At 67.5% G+C, this 17,564-nt stretch carries 14 protein-coding genes and 1 pseudogene; 5 read left to right on the top strand and 10 right to left on the bottom strand.

Annotation, left to right across the window (positions count from 1 at the left end; all coding sequences use genetic code 11):
• Nucleotides 1-347 precede the first annotated feature (347 nt).
• Nucleotides 348-815, bottom strand: a complete 468-nt coding sequence (locus JK363_RS33530; RefSeq protein WP_215911531.1) for a GNAT family N-acetyltransferase — start codon at nucleotides 813-815, stop codon at nucleotides 348-350.
• A 287-nt stretch (nucleotides 816-1,102) separates the two neighbouring features.
• Here JK363_RS33530 and JK363_RS33525 point away from each other — a divergent pair, with 287 nt between their 5' ends.
• Complete coding sequence (locus JK363_RS33525) at nucleotides 1,103-3,931, top strand: ATP-binding protein (protein ID WP_307821967.1); 2,829 nt, start codon at nucleotides 1,103-1,105, stop codon at nucleotides 3,929-3,931.
• Between the two features lie 291 nt (nucleotides 3,932-4,222).
• On the opposite strand, the gene JK363_RS33520 is transcribed toward JK363_RS33525, so the two are convergent.
• The 8 genes from JK363_RS33520 to JK363_RS33485 form a co-directional block, all read right to left on the bottom strand.
• Complete coding sequence (locus tag JK363_RS33520; protein ID WP_201881108.1) at nucleotides 4,223-4,612, bottom strand: hypothetical protein; 390 nt, start codon at nucleotides 4,610-4,612, stop codon at nucleotides 4,223-4,225.
• Between the two features lie 523 nt (nucleotides 4,613-5,135).
• Nucleotides 5,136-5,480, bottom strand: coding sequence for a putative ATP-grasp-modified RiPP (locus JK363_RS33515; protein ID WP_236076303.1), 345 nt, complete (start codon nucleotides 5,478-5,480; stop codon nucleotides 5,136-5,138).
• Between the two features lie 275 nt (nucleotides 5,481-5,755).
• Nucleotides 5,756-6,448 (bottom strand): ATP-binding protein, encoded by a 693-nt coding sequence (locus tag JK363_RS33510; RefSeq protein WP_236076312.1) that lies wholly within the window; start codon nucleotides 6,446-6,448, stop codon nucleotides 5,756-5,758.
• An 843-nt stretch (nucleotides 6,449-7,291) separates the two neighbouring features.
• Nucleotides 7,292-7,573, bottom strand: coding sequence for a hypothetical protein (locus JK363_RS33505; protein ID WP_201881106.1), 282 nt, complete (start codon nucleotides 7,571-7,573; stop codon nucleotides 7,292-7,294).
• 163 nt (nucleotides 7,574-7,736) lie between these two features.
• The gene (locus tag JK363_RS33500; protein ID WP_201881105.1) at nucleotides 7,737-8,486 is read right to left on the bottom strand and encodes a hypothetical protein; all 750 of its coding nucleotides are present in this window, start codon (nucleotides 8,484-8,486) and stop codon (nucleotides 7,737-7,739) included.
• A 332-nt stretch (nucleotides 8,487-8,818) separates the two neighbouring features.
• A complete protein-coding gene (locus tag JK363_RS33495; RefSeq protein WP_201881104.1) occupies nucleotides 8,819-9,871 on the bottom strand; it encodes an S-methyl thiohydantoin desulfurase family protein in 1,053 nt (350 codons plus the stop codon).
• Between the two features lie 3 nt (nucleotides 9,872-9,874).
• Nucleotides 9,875-11,425, bottom strand: a complete 1,551-nt coding sequence (locus JK363_RS33490; protein ID WP_201881103.1) for a hydantoinase/oxoprolinase N-terminal domain-containing protein — start codon at nucleotides 11,423-11,425, stop codon at nucleotides 9,875-9,877.
• Nucleotides 11,426-11,452: 27 nt separating this feature from the next.
• Nucleotides 11,453-12,799 (bottom strand): purine-cytosine permease family protein, encoded by a 1,347-nt coding sequence (locus JK363_RS33485; RefSeq protein ID WP_201881102.1) that lies wholly within the window; start codon nucleotides 12,797-12,799, stop codon nucleotides 11,453-11,455.
• A gap of 183 nt (nucleotides 12,800-12,982) precedes the next feature.
• Between JK363_RS33485 and JK363_RS33480 the strand changes: the two genes are divergently transcribed.
• From JK363_RS33480 to JK363_RS33470, 4 genes and pseudogenes are all read left to right on the top strand, one after another.
• Complete coding sequence (locus tag JK363_RS33480) at nucleotides 12,983-14,044, top strand: DUF917 domain-containing protein (protein WP_201881100.1); 1,062 nt, start codon at nucleotides 12,983-12,985, stop codon at nucleotides 14,042-14,044.
• Complete coding sequence (locus tag JK363_RS33475) at nucleotides 14,044-15,567, top strand: PucR family transcriptional regulator (protein WP_201881098.1); 1,524 nt, start codon at nucleotides 14,044-14,046, stop codon at nucleotides 15,565-15,567. Before JK363_RS33480 ends, JK363_RS33475 begins: the two co-directional genes overlap by 1 nt.
• Before the next feature lie 6 nt (nucleotides 15,568-15,573).
• Nucleotides 15,574-15,918 (top strand): annotated as a pseudogene (locus JK363_RS44380) (hypothetical protein); the annotation flags it as partial.
• Nucleotides 15,919-16,051: 133 nt separating this feature from the next.
• Nucleotides 16,052-16,510, top strand: a complete 459-nt coding sequence (locus tag JK363_RS33470; RefSeq protein ID WP_201881096.1) for an SRPBCC family protein — start codon at nucleotides 16,052-16,054, stop codon at nucleotides 16,508-16,510.
• Between the two features lie 201 nt (nucleotides 16,511-16,711).
• On the opposite strand, the gene JK363_RS33465 is transcribed toward JK363_RS33470, so the two are convergent.
• A complete protein-coding gene (locus JK363_RS33465; RefSeq protein ID WP_201881094.1) occupies nucleotides 16,712-17,449 on the bottom strand; it encodes an SOS response-associated peptidase in 738 nt (245 codons plus the stop codon).
• Between the last annotated feature and the right edge of the window lie 115 nt (nucleotides 17,450-17,564).

The following is a 17,564-nucleotide window of genomic DNA, read 5'->3' as shown; positions in this document are numbered from 1 at the left end:
GACCTGCCGTACCTTCCCGACGCTGCGCGCTTCTCAACCGCCGGGTCGCACAATTGGCCGCGGCCACCTCCTGGTGCTCGGCGATGCAGGCATCCTGACGGCCGATGCGGCGCCCGAGTTCGAAGCCCCTCCCCGATCAGACGCTGTTGGTAAATCTGGGGCCTGCGTGACGACGGCCTGTACGACCCCGTTGGGGTAGTGCAGGCCGTCGTCGTGTTCAGGGCCGGCCCGGCTGGCGCTGGTGTGTCGGTGTTGCAGTTCGCGCCGCCCAGTGCAAGGAACGCGCCCGCATCCGCAGCGAGAGAGGCATCCGCTGGGGAGGTCGGTCGCTTCCAGTAGCAGTTTGATCAGACAGGAACTTCAAATATGAGCTCGAGGCCGTCTTCCTCGTCCCATTGCTCCCCGACCTCCACGAAGCCGAACCCGGAAATCGTGGCCAGGGAGGCGGTGTTGTCAGGACTGATCGTCACCCGCACGGTCCTGGCTCGGGCTTCGGCAGCGGCCCGGTGCACCAACGCGGTCAGCATCGCCCTGGCGTAGCCCTGACGGCGGTAGACGGGGACCACCGAGTAACCGAGCTCCACCATTCCCGCCTCATCCGGCGGCCCATGGAACCCGGCATGCCCCACGACGGCGCCTTCCGGCTCGGCTACCACGATCTGAGTGAGCCACCCCGCGCACGCCGGGTCCGAGGCCAGCTGATTGACCCGATACTGCCACACCCACTTTGCCGTGTCGGTGACGAAGTACTCGGTGAGAGCGACACCTGCCTCGGCGCTGGCGCGAGCCAGGTCGTCCTTCAGCAACGCGATCATGGCCGTGCTCGATAACTCAACAAATCGCACGGACTTCGGGCTCGTGGGGGCCGGGGTCCGGCGCTCGGCTTTGTCTGTCACAGCGGGAATCGTCGTAAAGAGTCCAGGGCGTGTCCAACAGTTTTCGCAGTGGCGGATGCATGCCCGACCAGATTGCGGCCCCATCCACTCGCCCTCACCTGCGCCCCGGTGAACCTTCTCGGTCAGAGCACTAGTGAGGAATCAGCCGGAAAAGAACCGGTCAGTTCACTTGATCGGCTGAACCTGTAGCCCGGGTAATCACCGAAATGTCACAATCTTATACGAAGCAATGCACTCGGATTGGTGGAGGGGTGGGCATGGCGGATACGGCCAAGGCACCGTACCGACGAGGCCGTCTCCGCTGGCCATTGCTGGAACGCGAGGCCGAACTCGCCGCTGCCGACAAGGCATTGGAAGAGCTCTGCGCACCTACCGGCGAGACCTCAAGGATGCGATGCGGCGGCTTGCTCGCCTATGCGGGAGCCGCGGGGCTGGGGAAGACCGCCTTGCTTTCCACGGTGCGACGTCGGGCCGCCGCACGGGGGTGCACGGTGCTATGCGCCAGTGGCAGTGAGCAAGAGCAGCACCTGCCGTTCCACGTCGTACGGCAGCTGCTCCAGCCTGTCCTTTCCACCTTCGATGGGGAGCCTCTGGAGAATGTGCTGGGCGGGTGGTACGGCATCGTCGGACGAGCTCTCGGCCTGACGGCGGATCAGCCAACTCAGTCGACGCAGGACTCATGGTCCCCGGACCCACATGGTGTGCGCGACGGTCTGGACTGGGCCGTGACGCACGTGGTCGTGCGCCGTGCGCCCGTGCTCCTTGCGCTCGACGACGCACACTGGGCCGATCGGGAATCCCTGGACTGGCTGACCGCGTTCGCTCCGCGCGTCGCACAGCTGCCGATACTGATCGTCGTCACCTACCGACCGGAAGAACTCACCTACGAGAGGGCGGCGGTCAGCCGTCTCGCCGAGCGCCACGGCTCACGGCCGCATTCCTTGACGCCTCTCACCTCCGACGCGGTCAGTCTGCTGGTACGCGACCGGCTGGGAGCCGACGCGGACGACGCGTTCTGCCGCGCATGCTGGGCGATCACCGGGGGCAGCCCGTTCGAGACAGTGGAACTCGCCGCCGCGGTCAGTGACCAGGGCCTGGAACCGCGAAGGGAGAACGTCCCCCGTATGCGGGATCTGATTTCGGCCGTCCAGAGCAATGGGCTGATCGCACGCATGGAGCGGCTCGGCGCCCCCACGGTCCGTCTCGCGTGGGCTGTCGCCGTACTCGGAACCGAGGCATCGCTGGCGCTCGCCGCGCATGTGGCCGGGCTGTCGACTCAGGAATCCCGCGACGCCGCCGACCGGATGCGCATCGCGCGCATCCTGGCAGGCGATGCAAGAGACCTGGCGGAGACCGGCGGCTCCGGGATGCCCACTGTCCACGCGCTGCAGTTCCTTCATCCGCTGATCGCCTCCGCCGTGTACCGGGCGATCCCGGCCGCCGCGCGCGCCGCGATGCACCGCCAGGCCGCCACGGCTCTCCTTGATGCCGGTTCTGGCGCCACCACCGCGGCCCGCCACCTGCTGGAGACCCATCCCGGGGGCGACCCTTGGGTCGTTCGCCAGCTGCGCACCGCCTCCCGCGATCACCTTCGTACCGGCGCTCCCAACGCGGCTCGCCGCTGTCTGGCCCGGGCCCTGCGTGAGCCTCCCGCCACCGAGGACCGTGCCGCCCTTCTCTTCGAACTCGGCTGCTCCGCGCTGTTCAACGACCCCACAGCGACCGTCAACCACCTCACCCGGGCTCTGGACGAACCCGCGATCGATCCCGCGCTACGTGAGGCCGTCACCTGCCGCCTCGCTCAAGCCCTCGCCCACACCAACCGGCTCCCCGAAGCCGCCCAGCTCGTCGCCTCCGCGGCCCGGCGGGCCAACAGCGCCGACTCCCGGCTGCGGATGCAGGCCGAACACCTCTTGTGGGGCGGCCTCCACGCCGACAGCAAGAACGCGCACCTCCGCTCGCGCCGGCTCGCCAGGCTGGCCGAGCGGCTCACCGGGCGCAGCAGAGCCGAACAGCAGATCCTGGGCCTACGGGCAGCGGACGCCGTCATGCGATCCGAATCGGCCGCCACCGCCCTGCACTACGCGGACAAGGCACTGAGCCCCGGTCTCACCTGGGCCCACGAGGACTTCGGTTTCGAGGTGCCGACGATCGTCGCCCTCCTCTATATGAACTGCGATCAGCCCGACCGTTCGGCGGAGCTGTTCGCACAAGGCATGGCCGAGTTCGAGCGGCGCGGCTGGCGCGGAACCCACCTCTCGCTCGTCCACACCCTTCTGGGCTACGTCCGCTTCCGGTGCGGACGGCTCCACGAGGCAGAGGCCCTCGCGCGCACCGGCCTGCGACTGGCCACCCGGGTGACCAAAGGGGGTCCCGCGGAAAGATACGCGGTCGGCATCCTGACGCAAATCCTGCTCGCCCGCGGGCAGATCGAGGGGGCTCAAGCGCTCACCGAAGCGCACACCGACGGCGGACCACCGCCCCCTGAGGCCTCTGTCCTGCCCGATCTGCAAACCGCGATCGGCCAACTCCTCCTGGCCCGCGGGCGGGCCCGGCAGGCGGCGGCGCTCCTCTCCGACGCCGGGCGGGACCTCGAATCTCGCGGGATGCACAACCCCTCCTGGTGCCGATGGCAACTCGACCTGGCCCAGGCCCAGGCCTCCCACCACCCCAGCCAGGCCCGCGCCCAAGCACACCAGGCCCTCGCCCGCGCCCGCGCCTTCGGTACCCCCAGCGCCATCGGCCAAGCTCTGCACACCGCCGCCCAGATCACCGAGGGCCCACAAGCACTCGACCTGCTGAGCGACGCCATCGCTCACCTCGAACGGTCCCCCGCCGCGTACGACCTCGCCTGCGCCCTCACCGATCACGGCACCATGCTGCGCCGTTCCGGCCACCTGACCCGGGCCGCCACCCAGCTGTCCCGAGGAATGGAGGTCGCCGCCAAATGCGGCGCCGACGGTCTCACCGACCGCGCCCGCGCCGAACTCTCCGAGGCGGACAAGCACTCCCGTGGGAGTCGCCGGACGCCGTGACCATGCACGCGTGGGTGGACTGCTTCAATGGGAGGTTGGCAAGTTTCAGCATGTCCAGCAGATCGAAGGCAACGCAACGGCCCATGGCCTCCTCCACCGCCTGAAGCCCGGTGGGCTCACCCAGCCCTCGGCACGATGATCCAACGGTCGCCTCATCGTTGCCGCAGAGCTGGATTTCTGATGAAGCCCTGGCAGCACGGCCTTTGCGGGACGAGCGGCCCGCCGCACCTTGTGCGACGGGCCACGGTCATGCCATCGGCGGCCGATGAGGCCCGGCCGCCGGGTGTGGGGTCAGGCCACCACGGTGATTCCCAAGGATCCGCTGCCCAGCGCGGAGACACTCACGGTAGCCCCCGGAGCCACGGTGACCGTGGCGCCACCGCCCGCGGACAGCTCGAGGGTGGCGTTGGTGTTATTGGTCACGGAGGTGATCACGCTGATCTGCACGCCGGTGTTGAGAGTGGTTCCCACGGACAGCAACGAGCCGGGAATGGTGACGGTGGCACCGCCGGTCAGCTTGATCGACACCGAACCGGAGACGGCGTCGGCGCGCTGCGAGACCGCGGACGCCGCCGGGGCGGCAGACGCGGCCACAGCGGTCGGTGCCGCCGACAGGCAGCCGGCGGCCACCAGCGCGCACACCAGGAAGTTCACACCACGACGACGGGATGCAGAAGACATGGCACTCCTGTCAGATGGGGAGCAACTCACAATGCGGGGACGGGATGTCCCACACCGCACACTCAATCGGCCCATACGATGATCCGACAACCCGCGCACATCAGGGCGCGGGAGGCACGCCGAGAAACGGCCAGCACACCAAGCGCCCCAACGAAAGCCACTCCCCCACCAGCGCAAGCGGGTAGCCGGACTGTGGGCACACCATCGATCAACCGACGGCCGCCACCCGCGAACACACCTTGGGCCGGCTGACGCACCACCGCCGACTCATGCGCAATCTCTCTGCTTGCCACTACTCCGCCGGTACCTGAACGCACATCACCCTGCCGACCACACCGGCGGCGAGAGCACGGTGTTGTCGGCTTCGAACCATGTTCGGATACCCTCCGGGAACCGCTCGCGGGCGTACCCCGCCGAGGCAGGGTCGGCCACAGACGTTCATGAGCGCCGATACGGGCGCCGAAGGCCAGGCCGGGGCCGATGTCGGCTGGGTCGACGCGGACGACGGGCACCTGGCGCTCGTTCAGCACGGTGATGACCCGGTCCGCGGTGACGTCTTCCAGCGCGGTGACGACCAGGACGGTGGAGACCATTGGATCAGTCCGACTCGTACTCGGGTGTGGTCGTCCTGCGTTTGCGGCTGCGGGTTCTGTCCGTCGCCTCCGCCGGATACCGACGCGGTTCCCGTCGTACGCGACGTGCCGTGCTTGCCCCTCTCCACCATCTGGCCGGCGGCGTCGGTGTAGACGGCGGTCTGGGTGACCGCGTCCAGCTCGACGGCCGCGTACGAGGGCGGGCCGACCGGCAGCCGGTCGGTGATCAGCCGCATCGCCCACGGAGTGTGAGCTTGGGATGCAAGCGTCGCCATGCGAGTCCTTCCCCTTGCCTCAAGTGGATGGCCCGGCGGCTACCCGCTCCAGCAGAATCGCCCTCCCCCACTGGCGGTGACCAGTACCGTGAGGGCCGCGAACCGTGGCGAAGCCGCGCGCGTGACCAGCATCCACCTCGGCCTTGCGGACCCAGGTCCGCATCGAAGGGACGGACCTGCCATGACTCGATCCTCTCAGGGAATCGAGCCTCCATCAGGCTTGGAGCGGCTCACCGTGAGGGCGGGCGGAGTCCTCAACGTGAAAGTCATCCCTGTCAGGAGGCAGCCTTGGCGAGGGCTTGGATGAGCTGATGTGGGTTCATCTCGGACCGGGCGGGGATGGCCAGCTTGGTCGCCTGCTCGTACAGCTCGGCCTTGCTCAGCTGCTCAAGTTGCGCCTTCGCGCTCTTTCCGGCCTTCTCATCGCCGTCTTTCCGCTCGCCGACCGGGAGGCGCTTGACCTTTCCCTGGTTGGCGAGCTCGCTACCCTTTTGGGTCTGTGCGACGTTGCGCCGGAGGGCCTCCGGCAGGGCTTCCTCGCTGCAGAACCGACCAACCTCGACCCAGATCCTCTTCCCTTCTCCAAGGGACTCCTGGCCCCAGCGGTCTGCCAGCACATTCACCAACGTCAGCCCCCTCCCATGTTCGTCGAAGGCAGCTGCCTGCCGCTTGCTCGCGGGCTTGGGGGACGTGTCGGCCACGGAGATGCGAAGTGCGCAAGGACTTCCGGCGCTCCATTCACGCGTCACCGAGAGCTGAATAGGGCCGCAGCCATGCGTCACGGCGTTGGTGACCAGTTCGCTGACCAGCAGCTGTGATCTGTCTGCACACTCGCTACAGATCACCCAGTCGGCCAGCACCGATGCCAGGAGCCGACGCGCGGCCCTAGGAGCACTGATCGATTGTGGTAGACAGAACGAGGCGTCGGGCAGGTTTCCGATTCTGGGGGGAGTGAGCCTCGAGTACATGATGGGTGCCAATCAGAGAGTGGATCGTACAGCTTGTGGGGACTTGGTCCAGTCGCTGGGGCTAGCGCAACGGTCAAAGGCGACAAAGCCTTCTGTTTCAGACGCTAGGTTGGGGGCCGGTACCAGTCACGGTGCAGCATGACCAGCGGTACGGCCTACGCGATGCACAGTGCACCGTATGGAGCCCGAGCGAGCCGCGACCGCTGCCCCTGCCGCCCAGGGCACATAGGGAGACGGCACATCTCGGCCACTACTGCATGGTTGCCCCGGCCACCCTCTTCGGAGTGCGTCGACCGGCCTAGCACCATTGGGTGCTCGAGTCAGCGCACCGGTCCGGTGCAGACCGGCCTATCGCATCCACGCCTTGGCCAGCGCCAAGAAGGCGTCGTTCTCCTCCTCGAGGGCCACTGACACACGTATCTGCTCTTCGGGGAACGGGCGTACCACTACTCCGCCGGCGAGACGCGCGGGCCGCGCCCCCTCCCGCAAGGTCGCGGGCCCGCTTGGCCAGCCGGAGGGCTGCACTGGGCGGCGGTGGGGAAAGCGGCCCGGGCCGGATCGGTGAGGACTGGTGACGAGGTCTGCCACCAGCGCGGAGGATCGACCGGCGGCAGCGGCAGCATCCGTGCCTTGTGCGTCTCGATCCGGTCGGCCGGGCCTTGGGACCGCCCTGAGCCCGGCCAGCGGCCGCCAGCGCCCGGTGATCAGGTCGGCTGCGGTCTTCGTCGACAGGATCCTCCGAGCGGGATCTGTGCCGGCGGGAACCACAGATCACACTGGGCCGGCTCGCCCGGCTCATCGCCGGTCCGCGACACCGGGTCCGCCTGACAGGCCGGCCGCAGTTCACGCACTCGCCAGCGGATCACCGTAGAGGAACGACTCCAGCCAATCCGTTCCGCGACACTGCCGCGGGCACCTCCGGAACCGCCGCAGCAGGTCGCGGATGTGCGGCTCGACCACATCGACGATCAAGCTCTTCGGCTGATACTTCGGTGCAACCTCGCTCTTCAGGACTGCCGTACCGACGTCCTGCGAGATCTCCAGACGCCTCGCGACCGCCCGGAGCGTCCTCTGCTCGGCCCGGTGCAACCGGCGGATCTCCACCCAGTCCTCCACGCTGATCACCCATCCTCCCGGCCTGACACACCGGGCCAAAACCTCGGCGGGGGTCAACTTTAAAAAGTCGGAGAAAGAAAACGTGCGCACGGGCGAATGTGCAACACGCGCAGATTTCCTTCCTGGATCGAGAAGAAGTCATAGCCCTTGACGCATACGCAGTCATCGGAGTTCAAGGGGCCCAGTCGATGCGTCCCTGGCTGGCCCCCAGGATCCGCGCAAGGTGTGACTTCGCCGAGAGGTGCTGAGGGGTCCGTGCCTCGCCTGCCTCATCGGCGGGGATGTCGGCGGATTCCTCGGCTCCGCCCGCCCGCTCCGGCGTGTGCAGCGGATACGCCTCAACGTCTTCTCCGTAGACGCGCTGCGCGAGAGTGCGCGCGAAGGACGCCAGGTCGGCCTCGGGCTCGGTCAGCGCGTGTGCCACCAATGGTCGTGCGAGTTCCGGCCATTCGATCAAGAGGAAAGCACGCAGGGCCGCTTCCCGCACCGTCTGCTGCGGCGCGAACAGAGCGGACGTCATGACCTCTGCGATGGTGGGGCTATGGCGCTCCGGAGCCGACGCGGCAAGAGCCGTCAGCAGGGGTGCCCACGCCGTCCCCTCCGCAGACGACAGCAGGGCGAGAACGTCCGCCAGGGCGAAGGAGCCGAACTGGCGGTACATCAGAGCGTGCGCCTCAGCCATCGCGCGCTGATACCTGTCCGGATCGTCTGCGCTGACGTCGGCGAAGGCGACCGACAGCGCACTGCAAGGGGAGAAACGGATGAACGCGCCGTCGGCGCTGCTCCACACAAACACCGGGCTGCGCCAGTAGGGCTCACGGCCTTCATACCACCAGCCGGCCCCGGAAGCGAACGCCCCGAATTCTTTCTCATCCAGACGTTCCCGAAAAGCTATCTTCCTCCGCCGCAGACGGCCGCCCACGTCGGATTCCCCCTCTCGTCGGATACTCGCCAATTGCACTGAAGTGTCCCTTGTTACGCCCGTCGTGATGGCAGCGGGACAGGCATGTTTTCACTATTGGACGGCAGTCCTGCCGGACGGGCTGGGCCCTGGCACCCGGTCGGGTCCAGAGCCCAGGCCCTGGTTGCCGCCGCGCCGTTGTGGCGGCTGTGCGGCGTGTTTGTCGTTCCCGATCAGCCAGTGCTCTGCCGGGCGACCGGCTCTGGAGTTCGGCTCGCTCCTACGGAGTGCGGTGGCCTGTCCCAGAACTGGTGGCCCCAAGACGTCCCCGGCCCTGACTCGGCCCGTCGGCTCTATTGCTCAAGCTCGTAGCCGAATGCCTGGGGCCCGGCGAGAGCGAGGCCATCGGATGTGTGCCAACGCGGGTCTGCGGGCGCGACCAGTACAGTGACGCGGTGGCCGTACCGAAGCGTCTCGGTGGTGATCGCTTCACCCGTGTCGCGGTCGAGGACGCAGATGAGGTCGGGGACGGTGGCCACCGCCACGCCATCGCGTCGGGCGATCAGGTTCTCGTTCTGGAAGGCGATTGTCAGCCGGGACTGCGCGTCGTGGTCCAAGCCCTCGATGATCGCCTCTCCGCGGGCGAACCCTTGCTCGGTGCGTCGGGCCACGTCAACGACCTTGCCGTCGAAGACCCGCCGCCCGTCGAGCCGGGCCGCGACCGCGTCGGCCGGCGCGGTGCCGTTGCGGGCGGATGTGACCAGACGGCCGAGTTCGACGCAGAGTGAAACAGTGCCGTCTACGAGGCTCGCCCGTGCTTCGCTGCCGGTCATCCCATAAAGACTGACCATGGTCGAACAGCCCATATCGACCGTAGCCGATCGTGCCAGGCGCTCCGCCCAATGGTTGTCGATGGCCGCGACGATCTGATGGTTGCCCTTCTCGTCCGTGATCGACGTGGGAGTGGCCTGGACACCGATGAGTGTTGGCAGGACCATCTGGAGCTCCGGGAACGCACGCCCCATGCCGTCGGCGTCGATGAGCGGGAGGCCCAACTGAGCCGCGGCGACCACTGGGGTCAGGGAGTTGATACCCCCGGCCTCGATGCACGCGATGTGGGTGGCAGCCTTCCCCCGGTACTCACCCAGAGCGCGAACCGCATTCCCCACCTGCTCGATTGACGGAAGTTTCTCCAAGGCGACGGTCGGCGCGCCCATCATCGCGACGGGAAGTACCTCGGCATCGTCGGGCAGTTCGTCCAACGCCGTCAGAGGAACAGGGCCGTACTTGTCCAGCGCCGCTTGAGCGAGCAATCTGCCGATGTAGGGATCGCCGCCGCCGCCGGTGCCAAGGATGGCAGCACCTCGCGCGAGGTCGCCCAGGTCATCCGCGGTCAGTTCACGCATGTTTCAGTCCTCCAGAGAGAGGTCGCCGACTGCCCTGACCCGGATTCGGGCGGCGTTTCCGGGGAGATAGGGAAGAGGCACTTCTTCGCACTCGACGACCGACACACTGCCCGGCGTCGCTCCTGCTGCCACAGCACGCTCGACTGCCTCCTGTTTGGCAGCGTCGAGTACGCTCTCGCGCTGTCCCGGTGGTGTGGGGAAAACGCGGTCGACTTCGCCCCCGACCTGGGCGATGGCCGCTCCTACGGCATTGGCCACCGCATAGTGGTCGGGTCGGTGCACGCCGTCGCAGCCGGCGATCTGTTCGGGAAGGAGAATGGATCCGCCGCCCACTGCGACGAGGGGCAGCGGGGCGGCCGTCGTGTGCATCCTCTCGACCAGATCGGCTACGTCTGCTGCGATCCGTGTCAGTGCGGCGTGGATGAGTTCCTTGTCGAGATGAGCGACGAGGCTGGCGTCTCCGACGTTGGCGCGGCCTGCCGCGACGGCGATGTCGGTGGCGGTCAGGGTGTCGCCGCCGAAGACAAGAGCGCGCTGTGTCAGCGCGGACCCGACGGAATCCGGGCCGATGGTCACCTCCTGCGGCTCGCGCCTCACCTTGCTGCCTCCTCCGATCCCGATACTCAGCACGTCAGGCATGCGGAAGTTTGTGCGGATGTCTGCCACGCTTACCTCGGTCGTGGCTTCGCGGGGAAAGCCGCGTTGGAGGATGCCGATGTCGCTGGTGGTGCCACCGATGTCAACGACGGCACATGTCTCAAGGCCGGAAAGGAGTGCCGCACCACGCATGGAGTTGGTGGGACCTGAGGCGAACGTCGCGACGGGGTAGCGCCGTGCGAAGTCCACGTCCATGAGGGTGCCGTCGTTCTGGCTCAGGTACAGAGGCGCTTGGATGCCTGCCTTGGCCACAGAGCGGGCGAGGCCGTCGACGATGTGCGTTGCCAGTTCCCGCAGTGAGGCGTTGATGATGGTTGCGTTTTCCCGCTCCAGAAGTCCGATGCGACCGATTTCGTGTGACAGTGATACCGCGATTCCCGGCAGTTCTGCCTGGAGCAACTCGGCCGCGCGTTCTTCGAATTCGGCGTTGACTGGGGAGAACACCGAGCTGATGGCTACACTGCGTACGCCGTGTTCGGCCATGTCTGCTGCGGCTCGGCGTACTTCGTGCTCATCGAGTTCTGCGATGTGGCGACCGTCGAATTCGTGGCCGCCATGGCAGAGGTAGTGGCGGCCTCGGATCGCCTGGACAAGGCGGTCCGGCCAGTCTGTCATCGGCGGCAGCGAAGTGGTCGCTGGGAGGCCGAGCCGAAGCGCCGCGGTCGGTGCGAGGCGGCGGGCTTCGACCAGGGCGTTGATGAAGTGCGTGGTGCCGATCATGACGGCTCGCACGTCGGCGGGCTCGAAGCCGCGCTTCCGTTGCAGCTCTTCGAGAGCTGAGACGATGCCGGAGGTGATGTCGTCGGTGGTGCTCGTCTTTACCGCAGCCAGTACCTGGCTGCCGCTCATCAAGACGGCGTCGGTGTTGGTTCCTCCGACGTCGATGCCAATGTGCACGGAATGGCTCCTCGGAAAGGGTGGCGGTCAGACGCCGGCTGCGGGATCGGGGGTGAGCGCGCTCTCAGTGGTGGCCTCGGTGGCAGTCTTGCCGACTCCGCGCACGAGGTGGAGCTTGCCGGCGATCACGTAGAGGACGAACGCGAGCACCAGAGCGTTAACGCTGCCGAGGCCGAAGGTCGCGTATTTGGCCACGAGAGCGGAGACGAGCCAGATCACCACGGTGGCGGGCACCCAGGTGGGTGCTGTCCGGGGCGCTCGGTTGGCGGCGCGGCCTTCGTCGAGCTCTGTCCGCCAGCGACGTACGACGAAGTATTCCGCGATCATGATGCCGGAGATGGGCGGGAAGGCGACGCCGAGCAGGATGAGGAAGTCGGTGAAGCGCGAAAGGACACCGCCCGCGGCCAGCAGGGACCCGGCGACGCCGACCGCGAGGGTGGCCACGCCCCGGGGGACGCTCCTGCCGAACACGGTGCTGGTGAAGTTCACGACGCCGAGTCCCGCGGAGTACAGATTCCAGTCATTGATCTTGAAAGTGCCGAAGAGGATCACCAGAACTCCGACCCATCCGACCGATGAGGTGACGATCGCGATGATGTCGCCGGTGCCGACCGCATGGGCCAGGAGCACTCCGGCGAGGCCGATGGCGTACTCCCCGAGAGTGATGCCCACAACGGTTTGTTTCACGACGTCGGCCGTGGTCCGGTTGAAGCGGGTCATGTCGGGGGTGACGACTGCGCCGATGATGAAGCTGCCGGCGACGAGCGCGGTGCCTTGCACCAGGCTGATGTGCGGGCCCGGTGCGGCGGAGTCGACGAGCGCGCCGAGGGAATGTCCGGCCAGCCCGGAGCTGACGGACCAGGTGACCAGCGTGAGGAAGAGCGGAACGGTCAGGTAGGCGGTCCACGCCATCGATTTGAAGCCGAAGACCACGATGGCCGTCACGCCGAGTCCGAATACCAGTGACCAGCCCCACTCAGGCAGGCCCCCGACGAGCTGGGTGAGACCCTGTGCCGATATCTGGGACTGTATGCCGAACCACCCGACGAGGCTGATGGCTATCACGAGCCCGATGAGGCTCGCCCCTCCCTGGCCGAAGCCCGTCCACCGGGCGATCATGGAGGTCGACATTCCCTCGCGGACTCCGATCACCCCGATGAAGATCGTGACGACCTCGAGGATGACGGCGCCGAGGGTCAGCGCCCAGAAGGCATCCCAGAACTTCATCCCGAAGCCCAGAGTGGAGCCGAGCAGGAATTGACTGAGCGCGGACATCTGCCCGAATCTCTGGACCGCCACCGAGAACCAGGCGTACCGCTCGCCCTCCGGTATGCGCCCGAGAGCGTGATCATCGACACCAACGGCTTGGGACATCGGACCTCCCCGAATGAGTGAAAGCCTGTGCGATGCCCGGGACGCTAAGATCGAAAGTGGCACCCGTCACGATGCAGCATGACCAGCAGATGCGCTTTCGGAGTGCACAGTGCACAGCTTGCGGGCGGCCCTCGGCACCGGTGCGTTGAGGCCATCCGGATGCGCGCGTGTCAAACTGAACGCGTGAAGACCCTCTCCCTGGTCGATGTGGGAGCACTGGAGCGAGGATTCGCACTGCTCGGAGCCGGCGGGGCCGGCGAGACGGGGACCTGCGCGCTGATCCTGCGGCACCAACTCGAGCAAGAAGGGCTCAACCTTCTGCAACCTGCTGAACTCCCACCAGACTCCTGGGTCGTCCCCGTCGCCTACATCGGCACACCCAGCGTCTTGGATGAGAAACCGCCCAGCGGTAAAGAGTTCACTGCCGCAGTCCGCGGAGTCGCCCAATGGTCGGAAAGACAGCCGGTGGCCGTGATGCCCGCCGAAGGTGCGGGACAAAACGGCATCATGGCCATGATCGCCGCCGTCAACCTGGGGCTCCCGCTCGTCGACGCAGATCTGTGCGGACGCGCTCTGCCCCGCCTTGACCAGGTCGCTTCCTCCATCGCCGGCGAGCCGCTGGTGCCGCTGGCACTCGCCGACCCAGGTGGCCGACTCATGGTCCTTGACGATGCCGATGCACCGGCCATCGAGGCCATCGTGCGCGCAGCCATCCCAGCCTCCGGCGGGTGGGCAGCAATGGCGTTTCCCCCCTTGCCGGCCGGGCGCCTGCCTGAGGTGGGGGTCGTAGGAACAGTAAGGCGGGCACTGGGTTTGGGCCACGCCCACGCGGCCGCCGCGCTGGGCAGCGCCCAGGACCTGGCTGAGTCTCTCGAAGCGTGCCTGCTCGGGCAGGGGCGCGTGCTTGAAGTCGTGCGGGAGGGCCGCGCGGGTGGATTCGGACGCGGAAGTGTCTCACTGGTCGACGCGGTGAGCGGTTCTCTGGTTCGCGTCGAAATGGAGAACGAGTATCTTCTGGTCCTGCGCGACGGCGCCGTCGTGGCGACCACACCCGACATCATCTGTCTGGTCGATGCCCGGACAGGCGAGCCGATCACCTGTGATCGGGTGCGCGGCGCACTCGACGTCGCAGTAATCCAGCTCGCCGCGGCACCGTTCTGGATGCACAACGGGCGGCTCGAGCACGTCGGCCCCCGGGCCTTCGGGTTCCCCCACGACCCTGTCCTGCTGCAGGAGGCGAGGTAATGGGAGAGAGCGCTTCCCTGGGACTCACAGGCCTGCTCGCCCACCCGCGCTGGCGCGCTTCGGTCGTCGTACTCGCCGGCAGCAAGCTGGAACGTCCTGTCGATCACGTAGTCGCCCACAGCGGCGTGGGGACGATCCCCGCTGTTCCCGCGAACACTCTGCTCGCACTGACCTCGCGACCCGAGCCACTGGACTGGCGCCTGGACGCGCTGCTGCGCCGACTCGCCGACCAGGCAGCCACGGCCCTGCTCCTGCCGATGCCGATGTCGCTTATCCAGGCGACCGTCCGCCTTGCCGACCGGCTGGGCATCGTGATCTTGGGGACCGCCGATGACGTCCTGGCACTTGTCGTCGAAGCACGGACCCTTCTGGCAGGGCCGAGCGTCGACGCGGCGGCGCTCGTCTGCCGCGTGGCGCGAGCCATGGGGCCGCAACTGCTCGATCCGGAGATGCTCGTAAAACGGTTGCATGTGCTGATCGACCTCCCCGTTGCGGTTCTCGACGGAGACGGTGTCCGCGTCGCAGGTGATGTCGAAGTCACCGCCCGGCCCCACCCGACCTGCGCTCGCCAGCGCCTTCCCGTCGCCAACGGTGAACTGCTGCTTGCGCCCGCCCCCGACGCCGCGGGGCGCCGGGCTGAGTACTGGATCGCGGCGCGGGTTTCCCGGAACGCCGCGTGGCGGGCGCCGGCGGTGTCGGACGCTCTGGATCTGGCCGCCCTCTCCCTGCAACGCTGGGTATTCGCCCGACGTCTTGTGGTGGAACGAGACGCCCGACATCGCGCCGCCCTCCTGGGTGAACTGCTCCAGCTGACCACCGAGCCACAGGTCGAGACGCGTCGCCGTGCGGCCGATCTGGGCTGGCGGCTCGACGGATGGCACATCGGAGTGCGGATCGGTGTACCGCCCGATGTCGAGGTTCTTGGCCGCACGGCCGACGTTGCTGCCGCGCTGCGCGGCGAAGACCTCGAAGCCGTTGTTGTGGAGTACGGCGACGGTTGGTCAGGCTGGGTCACTCTCGACGCAGAACCCACAGCCGACCAGGTGAGACAGCTGTCCCAAGCCATCCGCCACGCACACGCGCGCCTGCGTCAGCGCATCGATGCCCACGTAGGCGTCGGCCGCCCCGAAGCCGGCCCCCCGGGCATCGCCCGAACCGTGGCCGAGGCAGATGACGCAGCCCGGCTCGCTGTCGGCCGACCAGAAACCGGGCGGTTCCTCCAGGTCGACAGCCTCGGGATGGCCCAACTCCTCCTGGGGTGGGGCCGTACGGAGACCTTTATTCCAGCCGCTCACACCATGCTGACGCCTCTGCGCAACCAGCCCGGCGACCTGATCCGGACGCTTGGCACCTACCTCGATTCCGAATCCTCCCTCAACGAGACCGCCGCTGTCCTGGGTGTGCACCGCAACACCGTGGCCAGCCGTGTGGACCGGATCAAGAACCTCCTCGGCGTTGACCTCCAAGACCGCGACGAGCGGCTCGCCCTGCACCTTGCATGCCGCGCCGTCCTGATGGACTAGGGCCTGTTGCGAAACTGCTCGTCACAGCCGCTCGTTGACGGCTGCGACCAGCACGGTCGCGTAACAGCGGACTGCTCGGGATCTCCGGCTCCCGGAACACGAAGCAGCCGACGGTGCCACCCAGCCGATGGGCGCGCCCACCCCGATCAGCGTCCAGGCCGAGCGCATCACGCCGATCCCCGGTGGACTACTCGACTGTGCCCACGGAGGGAGCGGTGGCGGGCCGCCAGTGGGTTGCTGCAGAAGATTCACCAGTACAGCGAGGACTTCCCATCCCACGGCCTGCACCGTCGTGACTGCTGGCAGGCTCGGGACAGCCACACCCGCATCACCACCGAGCAGGCAGTCGAGCTGTGCGCGGGCCAGACGGTGGCGATCTGCGACGTGTGCCGTCCGGACCGGGCCCTGCGGCGCTGGCCAGGATCGGTTTATGGAGTCGCTGCTCGGCAACCCGTGGCCGTGACCACGGCGAGAGGAGTCTGCGATGAGCACGGTGCGGGAGTCTGTCGAGGTAGAGGTTCCGCTGCACGCGGCCTACAACCAGTGGACGCAGTTCACCGAGTTCCCGCGGTTCATGGAAGGCGTAGATCAGGTGACGCAGGTGGACGACCGGCACAACCACTGGTCGACCTCCATCGCCGGAGTACAGCGTGAGTTCGACACCGAGATCGTCGATCAGCTCCCCGACGAGCGCATCGCCTGGCGCACCACATCGGGCGACGTCCAGCAGCGGGGCATGGTGAGCTTCCGCCGCGTGGACGAGACCCACACCGAGGTCAAACTGACCATGGACTACGAACCGACCGGGGTCGCGGAGAAGGCCGCGGACATGACCGGGACGGTCGACCGCCGGATCAGGGGCGATCTGCACCGGTTCAAGGACTTCATCGAACGACGCGGTGAGGAAGAGGGCGGCTGGCGAGGCCGTATCAGCCCCAGCTGACCACCAGCGCCGCACCAGGGCAGCCCGGCACAACAACGATCAGCAAACGAACACATGAGCAGCGCCGAAGCCGATGGGGCAGACGCTCCATCGGCTGCGGATAGCCGGGTCAGGCCCGCGCCTCGAGAAGCCACCCCCGGCAACTCCCATAACCCCCTGAGCAGCCTGGCGCCGCTGGGAGAACTGCTTGGCGACCTCGCCTTACGAGGCGACCTCATCCAGGAGCTGTGGGCCGTTGTTGCCGGTGTTGTTCACCGCCGTCGAGACGGGTCGGGCGTCCAGGCGGCCCTCTGCGGGCTGGATGAGCAGGCCGCGCAGCTCGTCGGCATTGTCGCGGTGGGGGTCGAGCCAGGCGTCGTAATGGTCCGGTGCCAGGGCGAGCGGCATGCGGGGGTGGATACGGCCAGCCGCGTCGGTGGCCTCGGTGGTGATGATCGTGCAGGTCATCAGCCAGGCAGCTGGGTCGTCCTTCGCCATGTCCGGGTTCAGCCAGTACTCGTACAGACCAGCGAGGGCCATCACCTGCCCATCAGCGGGATGGATGAAGTACGGCTGCTTGCGCGCCTTGCCGCGTTGGTCGCTCTTGAGCTGCTGCCACTCATAGAAACCATCGGCCGGGAGCAGGCAGCGGCGCCGGGCGAAGGCGCGGCGGTAGGCGGGCTTTTCGTGCACGGTCTCCACCCGCGCGTTGATCATGCGGGAGCCGATCTTCGGGTCCTTCGCCCAGGAGGGCACCAGGCCCCACCGCAACGGCAGCAGCTCCCTGCGCACCGCCCCCTCATCGTCGTGGCGAGGGGTGCGCTCGAGGACGGCGTAGACGTCGTCGGTGGGGGCGACGTTGTAGTTCGGATCCAGAGCTTCTTCGGAGCGCCAGTCCTTGACGCCGAAGAGCCGGGTCAGGTCCTTCGGACTACGGGTGGACACGTAGCGGCCGCACATACCGCCACTGTGCCACGCACCCGCCGGAATGGCGGATCAGCAATGAGGGACCCCAGGGACCTCTACCCCTACCGGTTGTCCAGCCGTAGCTGGACCTCCGATTCGTCATTCCGGT

The organism is Streptomyces coffeae, assembly GCF_016741875.1.
Classification (GTDB): Bacteria; Actinomycetota; Actinomycetes; order Streptomycetales; family Streptomycetaceae; genus Streptomyces; species Streptomyces coffeae.
The sequence above is the reverse complement of the archived record's forward strand: the minus strand, read 5'-3'. Positions and strand labels throughout refer to the sequence as shown.